This is a genomic window from Empedobacter falsenii, from assembly GCF_013488205.1.
GTDB lineage: Bacteria > Bacteroidota > Bacteroidia > Flavobacteriales > Weeksellaceae > Empedobacter > Empedobacter falsenii_C.
Map to the genome: position 1 here is coordinate 1,189,870 of NZ_CP040908.1, position 14,170 is coordinate 1,204,039.

10 protein-coding genes, 1 pseudogene and 1 riboswitch are annotated in these 14,170 nt (G+C 37.6%); of the genes and pseudogenes, 6 read left to right on the forward strand and 5 right to left on the reverse strand.

The genetic code is table 11. The features are described from left to right. Positions 1-143 precede the first annotated feature (143 nt). Positions 144-210, forward strand: a riboswitch (Fluoride riboswitch). Positions 211-240: 30 nt separating this feature from the next. From FH779_RS05610 to FH779_RS05620, 3 genes are all read left to right on the forward strand, one after another. Further along, a complete protein-coding gene (locus FH779_RS05610) occupies positions 241-1,563 on the forward strand; it encodes a voltage-gated chloride channel family protein (protein ID WP_084106827.1) in 1,323 nt (440 codons plus the stop codon). 299 nt (positions 1,564-1,862) lie between these two features. Next, positions 1,863-2,759, forward strand: a complete 897-nt coding sequence (locus tag FH779_RS05615) for an NmrA family NAD(P)-binding protein (protein ID WP_038330895.1) — start codon at positions 1,863-1,865, stop codon at positions 2,757-2,759. A 13-nt stretch (positions 2,760-2,772) separates the two neighbouring features. Then, positions 2,773-3,693, forward strand: coding sequence for a helix-turn-helix domain-containing protein (locus FH779_RS05620; RefSeq protein ID WP_038331139.1), 921 nt, complete (start codon positions 2,773-2,775; stop codon positions 3,691-3,693). A gap of 46 nt (positions 3,694-3,739) precedes the next feature. On the opposite strand, the pseudogene FH779_RS05625 reads toward FH779_RS05620, so the two are convergent. The 5 genes and pseudogenes from FH779_RS05625 to FH779_RS05645 all read right to left on the reverse strand — a co-directional run bounded on the left by FH779_RS05625 (position 3,740) and on the right by FH779_RS05645 (position 9,861). Beyond that, positions 3,740-4,623, reverse strand: a pseudogene (locus FH779_RS05625) (ORF6N domain-containing protein). After that, entirely contained in the window at positions 4,623-6,707 is a 2,085-nt protein-coding gene (locus FH779_RS05630; protein ID WP_038330896.1) for a type IA DNA topoisomerase, read from the reverse strand. The pseudogene FH779_RS05625 and the gene FH779_RS05630 overlap by 1 nt, the downstream one beginning before the upstream one ends. Before the next feature lie 2 nt (positions 6,708-6,709). Continuing rightward, positions 6,710-8,200 carry a DUF3945 domain-containing protein gene (locus FH779_RS05635; RefSeq protein WP_180906350.1) on the reverse strand — a complete coding sequence of 497 codons (1,491 nt, stop codon included), beginning with the start codon at positions 8,198-8,200 and terminating at the stop codon, positions 6,710-6,712. Between the two features lie 105 nt (positions 8,201-8,305). Further along, complete coding sequence (locus tag FH779_RS05640; protein WP_038331140.1) at positions 8,306-8,587, reverse strand: helix-turn-helix domain-containing protein; 282 nt, start codon at positions 8,585-8,587, stop codon at positions 8,306-8,308. Positions 8,588-9,015: 428 nt separating this feature from the next. Then, the gene (locus FH779_RS05645; RefSeq protein WP_038330900.1) at positions 9,016-9,861 is read right to left on the reverse strand and encodes an RteC domain-containing protein; all 846 of its coding nucleotides are present in this window, start codon (positions 9,859-9,861) and stop codon (positions 9,016-9,018) included. A gap of 211 nt (positions 9,862-10,072) precedes the next feature. Between FH779_RS05645 and FH779_RS05650 the strand changes: the two genes are divergently transcribed. From FH779_RS05650 to FH779_RS05660, 3 genes are all read left to right on the forward strand, one after another. Next, on the forward strand, positions 10,073-10,636 hold the full coding sequence (locus FH779_RS05650; protein WP_038330902.1) for a helix-turn-helix domain-containing protein: 564 nt from the start codon (positions 10,073-10,075) through the stop codon (positions 10,634-10,636). Positions 10,637-10,725: 89 nt separating this feature from the next. Next, positions 10,726-13,137 (forward strand): heavy metal translocating P-type ATPase, encoded by a 2,412-nt coding sequence (locus tag FH779_RS05655; protein ID WP_038330904.1) that lies wholly within the window; start codon positions 10,726-10,728, stop codon positions 13,135-13,137. Positions 13,138-13,224: 87 nt separating this feature from the next. Then, positions 13,225-14,166: a cation diffusion facilitator family transporter gene (locus FH779_RS05660; RefSeq protein ID WP_038330906.1), complete on the forward strand. Its 942-nt coding sequence runs from the start codon at positions 13,225-13,227 to the stop codon at positions 14,164-14,166. Positions 14,167-14,170: the final 4 nt, after the last annotated feature.

The following is a 14,170-nucleotide window of genomic DNA, read 5'->3' on the forward strand; positions in this document are numbered from 1 at the left end:
AAAATTATAAGCGGAAGCAAATGCCTTTGTGAATGTTGCAAGGTTTGGCGTTGAGAGGCGGTATTTGGCGTAATAGAATGAAAAGACAAAAAGGATATTTCTTTACGGCAGATATATTATAATATTTTTTTAATACATTTGTCGTTCCAAAAGGAAATGGTGTTCTTCCTTACCCAACCGCTTTTAAAAGCTGATGACGCCTGATTAAATTAAATGTTTAACATTTTAATCGGGTTGGTTATGTCAATAAATAACAAAAAGTCATTCGGTCAAAAAATCAATTTATCTACGAAAGTATTTTTCAGAAAGTATCCTTCAATTTCCTACATCCTTAAATGGACATTTTTATGTTTGCTTATCGGACTTTGTGTTGGTAGTGCTTCAGCAGGTTTTCTGCAATCATTGGACTGGGTTACAAATTATCGTGAAAATCATTTATGGTTAATTGCATTATTGCCAATTGGTGGTTTTTTCATCGGTTTGCTCTATTACTATTTGGGCAAAGACATTGAAGCAGGAAATAATTTGCTTATTGACACCATTCACAATCCAAAAGAAATTATCTCGTTCCGAATGGCTCCGTATGTGTATATCGGAACTATTGCTACGCATTTTTTTGGCGGCTCGGCAGGACGTGAGGGGACGGCTTTACAAATGGCGGGTGCTATTGCCGACCAATTTGTCAAACCTTTTCGATTGACAGAGAGCGAACGAAAAATTTTAATTATTTCGGCTATTTCCGCAGGTTTCGGCTCCGTATTCGGAACACCATTAGCAGGTGCAGTCTTTGGTTTGGAAGTTTTTCTAATCGGACGACTGAAATATGATGCTATTTTTCCTGCATTTGCCGCAGGAATTATTGCCGATTTAGTTACCAAACTTTGGCAGACACATCACACACATTATCACATCAATTTTGTACCCAACATTTCATTTCTAAATATTATATATGCAATTATTGCAGGGATTATTTTTGGGTTATGTTCCGCAACATTTAGCAAGGTCATTCATAAAACAAGTGCGATTTTTAAATCAAAAATTGAATTTGCTCCTTTTCGTCCCTTAGTTGGCGGAGTGATTGTGGCTTTTGCGGTTTGGGCAATCGGCACAACAAAATACATTGGGTTAGGTATTCCAACTATTGTTCACTCGTTTGACCAACAATTACCTGCATATGATTTTGCGTTGAAAATGGCTTTTACTATTATCACACTTTCGGCAGGTTTCAAAGGCGGCGAAATAACGCCGTTATTCTTTATCGGAGCAACTTTGGGAAATACTATAAGTTTATTCATTCCGTTACCAACAGGACTTTTGGCAGGAATGGGATTTGTTGCTGTATTTGCAGGAGCAACCAATACACCATTAGCTTGTATTATTATGGCAATTGAACTATTTGGTGTTGAATGTGGTGTATATGTAGCTATCGCTTGTGTAATTTCGTATCTCTTGTCAGGCCACACTAGTATTTACGGTAAACAAATGATTGGCGAACCAAAGAACCGCAGATTTTCAAATCACCAAGGAAAACGCTTAACTGAACTCAATGGAAATCATAAATAAACAATTTGTAAAGGATAAAAATATTAAATCCACTTAAATTGCTAACACACTTACTGACTACCCAATATTTGAAGCATCCTGCCGACTTCAATATCCATTCGGGAAGAGGCAAACCATTTTTTGCCGAGGTCTTTGAGTGATGACCCGATGTGGTAAAGCTCTGTCTTGTCAATAATTTAAAAACGGTCGTTGATATAGAGAAATTTTTATACTTATTTTTTCGGTTACAACAAAGATAGATTTGGTTACATCCCGGATTTTTAAACCACTGAACTTTGTCAATAATTAAATTTTAAAATATGAAAATTGTATTGACAGGTTCTTTAGGGCATATCGGAAAACCACTTGCAGAAGGGTTGGTAGCAAAAGGACATTCCGTAACGGTTATCAGCAGTAATGTCGGCAGACAAAATGAGATCGAAGCTATTGGGGCAGTTCCTGCTGTTGGCTCGCTTGAAGACGTAGGTTTTCTTGTGAAAACTTTTACAGGTGCAAACATCGTTTATCTGATGGAACCGCCCGCAAATTATTTCAATAAAACTATCGATGTTTACGCACACAGGATAAGGATAGCTAATATTTACGTACAGGCTATTCTATTGGCAGGTGTAACCAAAGTGGTGCATTTGAGCAGTATCGGTGCACATACAGATCACGGAAACGGAATGCTCCGAATTCATTATGAGGTAGAGCAGATTTTAAAAGAATTACCGGAATCGGTTTCCCTGAAAGAAATGCGACCTGTTGGCTTTTACTATAACATGTTTGCATTTATACCTGCTATCAAATCACAGGGGGCAATTATCCAAAATTATGGTGGCGATAAAAAAGAACCTTGGGTTTCGCCTTTAGATATTGCCAGTGCCATTGTAGAAGAGATGGAAAAACCATTTAACGGCAGGACAATTCGTTATATTGCCAGCGATGAAGTTTCTCCAAACAAAGTGGCTCAAGTGCTGGGCGAGGCAATTGGAAAACCCGATCTGAAATGGCAGATGGTTTCTGATGAACAATTTTTAAATGCTCTGTTGGCTATTGGTTTCAATCCACAGGTTGCCAAAGGTTATACAGAAATGAACGCCAGCCGAAGAACGGATGCCTACGAAGATTACAATTTGTACAAACCGCAATCATTGGGTAAAGTAAAATTGACCGATTTTGCAGGCGAATTTGCAACCGTCTTCAATAAAAAATAAATATCTTTATACTGTGCAAAATAAGCCTACATATCGAATAAAAACCATTAGCGAATACCATAAGGTCAGGGAGTTGCCCAAGCCACAGCACCCTCTTATCAGTGTGATTAATTGTGCCGACATTCGACATATAGGCAACGTATGTGATTATAGATGGATGCTCGATTTTTATTCCATATCGCTCAAACGGTCTTCGTATTCTAAGGCAATATATGGGCAACAGGAATATGACTTTGATGAGGGGATTATGTATTTTTCTGCACCGAAGCAGTTATTTAGTTTTGAAATAGATAAAGAGGCAACGCCCGATTTTTCAGGGTGGATATTGCTTGTTCACCCTGACTTTTTATGGCATACGAGCCTCGCTGATAAGATCTTAAAATACGAGTTCTTTGGTTATGATGTACACGAGGCATTATTCCTATCGGAAAAGGAAGAATTACTATTGAAGAATATTATTCTGGGTATTCAGCAGGAGTATCACACGAATATGGATAAGTTCAGCCAGCATATTATTATTTCACAAATAGAAACGTTGCTCAATTATGCCGAACGGTTTTATGAGCGGCAGTTTCTGACAAGAAAAATCACTAATCATCAAATCCTGGACAGACTGGATAAATTATTAAACGATTACTTTAACGACAACGATCTGGCTTCAAGAGGACTTCCTACAGTTCAATATGTATCGGATAAATTAAACGTGTCGCCAAACTATTTAAGTGGCTTACTTAAAATATTGACAGGACAGACCACGCAGCAACACATTCACGATAAACTGATTTTAAAAGCTAAAGAAAAACTTTCAACAACAGATTTGACGGTTAGTGAAATTGCATATGGATTAGGTTTTGAGCATTCTCAATCTTTTAATAGAATATTCAAAAGTAAGACTAACCAATCTCCTTTAGAATTTAGAAAATCATTCAATTGAAATTTGAGAATGGTATAAACAAACTCTTTATAGAAACGAGAGGTTTTTATTGTTTATTCAATATTTGAAGCATCCTGCAAACTTCAATATCCATTCGTGAAAAGGCAAACCATTTTTTGCCCAGGTCTTTGAGTGATGCCCCGATATGGTAAAGTTCCGTATCGTCAATAATCAAAAATCGGTCGTGAGCATCGGAGAAAATCTCAATCTCAATAATGGGAGGATATTGGATGTTGTACCGTTGTAAATCCAGCCGTAATTGATTGCTGATAGATTTGGTATGTATGGTGGAGGCTACATTTGTATTGCGCTTACTCAATAAGGTCAGCACCGTATCATCCACATAATTATCAAGCAGGATAATGGAATTTCCAGCACTACGGATAATATCAGAAACAAAAGCATCGGCATCAAAAACCTGTCCGTTGTAAAAGATACCTTTTTCGCTGTGGAGCTTGTCGTTTTCCAAAGCCTTAAAGATTTTCTCAAATTTTTGATCGGCTTGTAATTGCTTCAATTCAATCTTATCCAAACGATGAAATAAAGAGGCGTTACTGATTAGCATTCTTCTCATTTCTACGAAAGCTTCCATAATTTCAACGCTCACTTTAATAGCAATATGTGAACGAAGTATAGCAGATGCCATTGCAATACCTTGTTCGGTAAAAGCATAAGGTAGATAACGTCTTCCACCATAGTTTAAACTTGAGGTTCCAATTTGGAACCTCAAGTTTTCAAATTCTTCATCTGTCAATTGAAAGCAAAATGAAATAGGAAACCTTTCATATTTCTTTTTACCGCTTTGTTGAGGTTCTTTGTTTCCACTTGGTGTAAGGAAGCGAGGTCGCTATCTAGCATTACTTGCTTTCCACGTAAGGAATAAATCAGGCTCTTGATTTCCATTGTGCTAATGGTAGGTTTGTTTTCCATTACTTTTTGTAACTTTTGTTTTTTTCAAATTCAAAAGAGGTTTTGTATTCTTCATCCAATATGATAAAGGCATCGAACTTCTTTCCTGCCTTGCTTTTCATTCCTTTAATAAGTGAAGTTTTACCTTTATTGATAAGACTTTCAATATCGGCTATCCTAATTTGTACGCCACACACATTACGGAACTGTATCCAATTACAAACTTCATCAGGACACTTTACAATTTTATCCCGGATGATGAGTTGCTGGCTTTTACATTTCGGGCAATTCAGTTTAGGCAGGTTGTTTTGAGCAATGGAAGTTTGCAATAGTTCATCGGTAATAGATATTGCATATTTTTCCATTTCTGTTTGAAATGCTCCGACATCAGCTTCATTGTTTTCTATTTTCTGCAAGGCAAGTTCCCATTCAGCGGTCATTGCCACATCTGCAATTTTGCGGTCTTTTACTAGTTCATATACCTGCAATCCTTTTTCAGTGGGTATCAGGGATTTCTTTTCTCGTTGGATATAGTTGCGGGTAAACAGCGTTTCGATTATCGCTGCCCTTGTAGCAGGCGTGCCAATACCGATATTTTGCAGGGCTTTCCGTTCGTCCTCGTTTTCAATTTCCTTTCCTGCATTTTCCATTGCCGACAATAGCCCGGCTTCTGTATAAAGCACAGGCGGTTTGGTTTTCTTTTCTAAACAAATGGCTTCCTTAATGTTCAGTTCGTCACCTTTTTTTAAATCGGGTAAGTCCTGAATTGGTTCAGTGTCTTCGTCCGAGAAAGTTCCCTTTATCAAACGCCAACCTGCTTCCAAAACTTTACAGCCTTTCAACGTAAAATCGTAATGCGATACTTGCAACGCTATATCTGTTACTTCTTTGATACAAGGTTGTGATATGGCTTCGAGCAGTCGAAAGGCAATCATATTATAAACTTTCGTTTCGTCCGTTTTGAGAGCAGACGGAATTTTGTCGGTAATAAGTAAACCGTGGTGGTCTGTCACACGTAAATCGTTTACGATACGCTTATTAAACCGACCCCATTTTACTTTTGATACCGCTTGTTTAAATTGCTCATTATTCTGCAATGCTCTTACAAGGTTGGGAATTTCAGCCCACATATCTTCAGGGATATATTTACTTCCGGTGCGTGGGTAAGTGATAAACTTCTTTTCGTAAAGGCTTTGGGCAATATTCAGGGTTTCTTCGGCAGAAAGGTTGAGCTTTTTATTAGCTTCCTTTTGCAGTCCTGTAAGGTCAAACAACAAAGGCGGTTGCTCTGTAACGCTTTTGGTTTCTACCGATGTAATTGTTGCCGTATCGCTTCGCTGAATGGCTTTCAATGTATCATCGGCAAGTTTTTGGTTTTCCCATTTGGTTTTGGAAAGGCTTTTGAAATCAACATTTTCTTTGTTGTGTGATAGCTGAATTTGCCTATACTTCTTAATAGAGAAATTTTTGTTTTCCAAATAGCGTTTACAAATAAGAGCCAATGTAGGCGTTTGCACCCTACCTAACGAATAAATACCATTGCCTGCCGAAATACTCAATGCTTGTGTAGCATTGATGCCCACCAACCAATCGGCCCGGCTTCTGCCTTGCGCAGCCTGATACAATCCGTCAAATTCTTTGCCGTCTTTCAAGCTATCAAAGCCTTGCTTGATTGCCTTTTCGGTAAGTGAACTAATCCAAAGTCGCTCAAAGGGTTTACAGCATTTTAGATGCTCGTAAATATACCTAAAAATCAACTCGCCCTCACGTCCTGCATCGGTAGCAACGATAATGCTGTCGCTTTTGTTGAACAATTCTTTGATGATTTTCAGTTGCTTTAATGCTCCCGTATCGGCTTGGTAGCCCTTGTCTTTTTTGACCTTTCTAACGGTCAATATGAACGGGTTCGGGAGGATAGGCAATGAAGTCTTATCAAACCCCGAAATCCCGTAATCTTCGGGCATTCCTAAGCCAATTAAATGACCGAATGCCCACGTAATAAAATAGCCATTACCCGTTAAGTAGCCGTCTTTTTTATCAGATGCTCCCAACAGGCTGGCTATTTCTCTTGCTACGCTTGGTTTTTCTGCGATAACTGTTTTCATAATTAACTCACTTTTTTACCTTTTGATTTTGCTGGAGCTTTCGGTTTTTCCTGTTGCTCCTGTTGCTTTTCATTCTTCGGTTTTTGCTGTTCTTTTTGCAAAGGTTCTTTCACATTTTTGGTTGCTTCGTTGGTTTTTCCTTCAGAATTAACCGCAGTTTGTGTTTTGTGAGCTTCGGTAGGTTTTACACGTTCCTTATATTGATTTGGGAACTCAAAATTGGTTTTTCCATCTTGTTTATTGAAAGTGATGTAACCCTGGTAGGGCTGGTTCTTTTTGTCTTTCAACTCAATATATACGGTTTGTCCGTCTTTGAATTTGTTGTACTGCTCATCAGTCAGTTCCTTACCTCTGAAAGTTCTCGGAGCTTCGTGCGATTGCTTTTGTTGACTGGTTTGCTTATTACTTTGTTGCTTATTTTGGGATTGCTGGTTATTGTTGTTTCTGTCAAACAAAAACTCAACAAATCTTTTGTCAGCATTATACTGAACATTTGCATCAAAGGTGGTTCCCTTTGTAGAAATCATTCCCTCGATAAACAGAGGTTTCCCCTCCATTAAGGTTTGCTTTTGCACATCGTTCAGTTTTATCCCCTTTAATTCATCAGGGATTTTGATAAATTCTGTTTTTAAAGCAATCAGCTCATTGGTAAGCCTGTCCACACTGATAATGGACGGCATCATTTCTTCTGTTTTGGGATTTTTCAAATCTACCACACGCCCCATATTACCCGTATCGAGCAAGTTCTTTTTGTCTTCTTCGTTAAACTTGTGTCCAAAGAACTCAAAGTTTAGGTTGGGTTCACGTCTGATACCATGTACTGCCGCCACGATACTTCCATCTGGTGTAGGCTGTAACGATAAACGGGCATCTGTGCGTACTACTGCACCGCCAAGATTAATACTAATAGGTACAAGCTCATTAGTCTTGTAACCTTTCAATAATGGTTCAAGGAGGTTCTTTTTTTCAAGGTATTCCTTGCTTAATCCGAGATTGTTCATTGTTTCCCAATCAATCTGTTCCGGCTTGAAACGGTATTCGTTTGTTTCTGGTGTTGTGTGTGTTGTTGCCATATCATTTTTATTTTCTTGTTTTTGTTCTTTTTCGGGTTCATTTTTCACCTCGTGTTTTTCCATTTCTTTTTTACCCTCCGGTGTAGGGTTATCTACCTGCTTTTGAAATTTTTTTGCCTTTTCTACAGCTTCTCCTGCCGGCACTTTAAAGAATGTGAAATTGGTAGGATCTTTTAGCTGTCTCCAAAAATTGGATAGGAAATTGGAAACGAAATCGCCGTGTTTGTCCACACGCATAAAATCAGATTGGTTCTTTTTGGTAGGGTCAACGGTTTCCATTTTGCCGTTTTCGTCAATGCTCTTTACGGCTTGGATTTTCATTTTTTCCTTATCCAATATTAACAGTATGTCCGACAGTTGTTCTGGTACGTTCTGAACAGATTGCTCGGAAGTTTCCTGTTTCTTTGTTTCTTCGCTCATAATCTGAAAATTTTAAAGTTTTTATGCCGAAAGTAAAGGAAGTGCTTCCTGCTTAGCCTAAAGTGGCAGTCAATGGAAATGTTTGGCTTTCATTGGCGTTCTGTTCTATTTATTAAAGCTCTCTCTGATAAACTGATGTACATCTGATAATTTATAATACAATTTCCCGCTAATCGTGTAATATGGGAGCTTCCCAATAGAGCGATAACGTTGCAGAGAACGATTACTGACTTTCAGCATTTGCAAAATATCCTGATTGTCGAGTAGTTCCTCTCCATCAATGGTATTTCGTTTCTTTTTTAAATCGTTAATATTGTCGCCCAACATATCAAATCTGTCCATGATGCGTTCCATCCACGATATAAATTCCATTCTATCAATATTCATAGCACATGTTTTTAAGGATTTATTTTTTTGTCTGTTTTCAGCTTTCTGCCTTTTGCCATAAGTCATCATAGCTTGTATCATTCAGCCTTTGTAGATAATCAGCAATAGTATTTATCCAGTTATTAAGCTGTATCCCTGCTGCTGCTTCAATAGTTATAATTTTCATCGCATTGCTCTTTAATGTTTACAATGCAAAATTGAGAAAGGTGGCAGTGTTTGTCTGCCAAGCCTTGCCAATTGGTTTAGCGGTTTTTTGAAAATTTTACAATTTGACGGAAAGCCTTATTAAATAAGGCTTTCGTTAGATTTTCCGATTTGAGCCATGGTAAAACAAGCCCTTATGCCAGTTGGCATATATGGGCAGATGCAAACACAAAAAAGCAATACGGGATGCGTATCGCTTTCAAACTCTTTATTGATTGGAGTGTTTATAAGTCTTTATCCATATATTCTTCCAATGCCTGTTTCAACTGATCTAAAAACAAGGTTCGAGAACCTGCACGGGTTTTCATCCGGTGGAATGCGTGATGCACATCGGTCAGTGGTATTCGAAACAACACTTGTGAAATAGCAGTGAGCTTCCGGATGCCTAACTTACCGTCCGAAATAGCACCAGATGCGTATAGGGCATACGTTAGCTCAATCAAAGCATTCTTGCTGTCCGTCCAAGATAGCTCTTTAATTTCGCTGGTGCTGCTGAAAAATGTATCAGAGTTTTCTTCGGGACTGATTTTGGTTAAGAGGTAGGCATATAACAGGTCGTTGGAGAGAATACGAGCTAATTTGTAATCGTAATAGGTTGAGAAAAGCGGGTCGATTTCAAACACATAACTATTAAGCCCTTCGAGGTAATTTATCTGCCCCCGTTTAAAATATTCTTGATCTTTATCTATTCTGCCTGAACGGTAGTATCGGTAAAAGTGGGAATTGCAGATATGTTCCCTGAACTCAATCTTCAGCTCTGTTAAATGTTTCGAGAAATAGTTGCGGTAGATTTTTCCATTATTGACCGGGCACGAGGTTTCTATCCGGTACAGTTTATTATAGTAAATTAGCTTTCCGAGGATTTGGGGCTTAGTCATTTTAAAGAATTCAATCTCTTTTGCCTCGTTCTCAAATCCCGAACTTAACACATATTCTTTTGCCGAAACCAATAGCTCCTGAAGAAAGACCGTCATTTGAAAAGCTTCTTCAATTAGTCCCGAGCACGTGACTGAGAGTTTCCGTTCTTGCTCCTGAATTTCGCTAACAATATTGTTTATTGACTTTCTCATAAAGGAAGATTTTACTATCAATATCGGTATCACACAAATTTTACCAATAAATAGTAATTTAATAACCAATGTGTCCCTACAATGGGAAAGATTTTAATCGTTTTTCATCGGCGGTTTATCACTTAACCACCCATAAACGATAAATACTAAATTATTAATCATAAATTTGTATTTGTGTATTTATGTAAATTAAAAACTGACTTTGTGATATATGGGGACATTGTTTATAAAAAATATGGTCTGCAACCGCTGTATTCTCGTTGTTCAGAACGAACTCGATAAGCTCGGTTTAGAGGCTAGTAATATAAAATTGGGAGAAGTTTCTCTCGTGAAAGATCTGACTACAAAAGAACGAGAAGCAATAGAAAGTGCGTTAGATCCCTTAGGTTTTCAGGTCATTGATGACAAGAAAAGTCGCATGATTGAGAAGATAAAAAACGTTATCATTGAATTGGTACATCATCAGGACAATGACGTAAAAACAAATCTTTCCGATGTTTTAAGTGATGCATTACATAATGATTATAATTATCTTTCTAATTTGTTTTCTGATATTGAGGGTACAACTATTGAAAAATATTTTATAGCTCAAAAAGTAGAAAAAGTAAAAGAACTTTTAGTTTATGATGAGTTATCATTAAGTGAAATTGCCGATCGCATGAACTATTCAAGTGTGGCTTATCTAAGTAATCAGTTCAAGAAGGTAACAGGTCTTACACCTAGCCATTTTAAACAAATTCGAGAAGACAAACGTAAGCCTTTAGATGAGGTTTAAGTAAATCTTACAAATCAAACCCATAATTTCACAATAAATATCTATCAATTTATTGTCAATTTTGTATTGTAAAATAAAGCAATCGAAATATGGCAACAAATAAAGAAATAATTTACATACCTCTAGAGGATGTAGAAAGCGAACATTGTGCATTAATCGTAGAAAAAGGACTTGCACAAGTAAAGGGAGTTGAAAGTCACAAAGTAGAAATAAATAATCACAGAGCGGCTATTACGGTTAAGGATGAAGAAGTAGTCGCTGATGCTGTAAATGCCATAAGAGATTTAGGTTATGGTGTACCAACAGTAAAAGCTAGTTTTCCGGTTTTGGGGATGACTTGTGCTTCATGTGCAGGTAGTGCAGAAAGTGTGGTGCGTTATGTGCCAGGCGTGGTTAATTCATCTGTAAACTTTGCTACTGGTAATCTATCTGTTGAATATTTTCCAAATATGACAGATGCCAATGCTATTCGAAAAGCTGTTCAAGCTGGAGGCTATGACTTGTTGATTGAAGATGAGTCTAAACAACAGGAAACTTTAGAAGCCATCCACGAAAAGAAATTCAAACAGTTAAAAAATAAAACCACCTGGGCGATCATTCTATCATTACCTGTAGTTGTTATAGGAATGTTCTTTATGGATATGCCTTATGCCAATGAAATTATGTTGGTATTTTCTACTCCGGTAGTGTTATGGATTGGTCGTGATTTCTTTATCAATGCCTGGAAGCAAACCAAAAATAAATCTGCCAATATGGATACTTTAGTAGCGTTGAGCACCGGTATCGCCTATCTGTTCAGTGTTTTCAATATGGTGTTTATGGATTTCTGGATGGCAAGAGGCATTCACCCCCACGTGTATTTTGAAGCCGCAGCGGTTATTATAGCCTTCATTCTTTTAGGTAAATTATTGGAAGAAAAAGCAAAAGGAAATACTTCGACTGCTATCAAAAAATTGATGGGATTACAGCCTAAAACCGTTATCGTCATTCAAAAAGATGGGACAGAAAAACAAACGGCTATTGAAGATGTAAATGCTGGCGATATTATTTTAGTAAAGCCAGGTGAGAAAATCGCAGTGGACGGAATGGTGATATCTGGTAATTCTTATGTGGATGAAAGTATGTTGAGTGGCGAACCCGTTCCTGTATTGAAAAAAGAGAAAGAAAAAGTATTTGCCGGAACCATCAATCAAAAAGGAAGCTTCCAATTTGAAGCCGTGAAAGTGGGTAAAGAAACTATGTTGGCACAAATCATCAGAATGGTGCAAGATGCACAAGGTAGTAAAGCACCAGTGCAAAAACTGGTTGATAAAATTGCAGGTATTTTTGTTCCCGTGGTTATTGGTATCGCTATTTTTACCTTTATTCTATGGTTAATTTTAGGCGGTGACAATGGTGTGGTACAAGGTCTGTTAGCAGCTGTTACAGTATTGGTTATTGCTTGTCCTTGTGCTTTAGGTTTAGCTACACCAACAGCTATTATGGTGGGAGTAGGTAAAGGGGCTGAGAGTGGTATTTTAATTAAAGATGCTGAAAGTTTGGAATTGGCTAAAAAAGTGCAAGCTATCATTTTAGATAAAACAGGAACCATTACCGAAGGTAAGCCAGAAGTAACCGGTATTACGTGGTTGAACAATGATGATACGACTAAAAATATTTTGTTGAGTATCGAAAAACAATCAGAACATCCATTGGCAGAAGCGGTGGTGAAAAACTTAGAAGGTATATCAACCGTAAGTTTGAGTGGATTTGACAGTATTACAGGTAAAGGTGCAAAAGCCGACTACAATAACGAAACTTACTATGTTGGAAACAAAAAGTTATTGTTTGAAAATAACATTAGTATTCCTGCTCAGTTACAATCTCAAGCTGATGAATGGGGTAAAGAATCAAAAACGGTAATTTGGTTTGCCAATAGTAAAGAAGCACTTTCTGTAGTGGCTATCTCTGATAAAATCAAAGAAACTTCAGTAGCTGCAATCAAAGAATTGCAAGATATGGGTATTGATCTGTATATGCTTACTGGCGACAATGAAGCCACAGCAAAAGCTATTGCCGAGCAAACTGGAATTGGTCATTACAAAGCTGAAGTATTACCACATCAGAAAGCAGAATTTGTAAAAGAACTACAGGCCCAAGGCAAAGTAGTTGCAATGGTTGGTGACGGTATCAACGATAGTACCGCTTTGGCAACAGCCGATGTAAGTATCGCAATGGGTAAAGGTTCGGATATTGCGATGGACGTAGCAAAAATGACCATCATCTCTTCCGATTTGACTAAGATTCCACAAGCGATCAGATTGTCTAAACAAACAGTAGCTACCATCAAACAAAACTTGTTCTGGGCCTTTATTTACAACCTTATAGGCATTCCAATTGCAGCAGGTATATTGTATCCAATTAATGGTTTCTTATTGAATCCGATGATTGCAGGAGCTGCGATGGCTTTAAGTAGTGTAAGTGTGGTTAGTAACAGTTTGCGTTTGAAGTGGAAGAAGTAAATCTTACAAATCAAACAAAAAATATCGAAATAGTTTAACACGTTTTGCTGCTGATATTTGCAGCAGCAAAACAATAATTATAAAATTATGGGACAAGAGCATAATCACTCGCATAGCGCAAACAAAAAGACACTAACCATTAGTTTGGTGATTATTACAGCTTATATGGCTGTAGAAGTTGTGGGAGGATTTTTGACAAATAGTCTTGCTTTATTAGCGGATGCTGGACACATGTTAAGTGATGCCATTTCACTATTCATTGCATTAATGGCTTTTAAATTCAGTAGCAAAATAGCCGATTATGCTAAAACCTATGGATATAAACGCTTTGAAATATTGGCAGCCGTTATCAACGGTGCAACACTAATATTGATTTCTGGATATATTATCTATGAGGCTGTTGAACGTTTTCAGAGTCCGCCAGAAATCCAGTCTAGCGGAATGTTGATTGTAGCATTTATAGGATTACTGGTTAATATCTTAGTGGCCTGGATAATGATGCGTGGAGCGGATGTAAAAGAAAACCTCAATATGCGTGGTGCCTATCTGCATGTCATCAGTGATATGCTAGGATCTGTAGGGGCAATTATCGCAGCCTTACTTATTATGTTTTTCGGATGGGGTTGGGCAGATCCTTTAGCAAGTATTATCGTCTCTGTCTTGGTTTTAAGAAGTGGATATCTGGTTACCAAATCATCTGTTCATGTATTGATGGAAGGGACACCCGATAATATCGAAATTGAGAAGGTAACAGAAGAAATCTTAAAAACCGAGGGTGTCCAAGCTATTCACGATTTGCATATTTGGACAATTACAAGTGGGTTAAATGCGCTTACTTGTCACGCTGTGGTAGATGAACAAATGACAATAGGTCAAAGTGAGACACTTCTTCGGAAAATAGAACATGAATTGGAACATTTAGGTATTAATCACGTAACTATTCAATTAGAGACACCCCAACATCAACATGATAATTCAATATTATGTAATGTAAAAGCTGTTCCTTCAGCACATGACCATCAGCATTAAACTT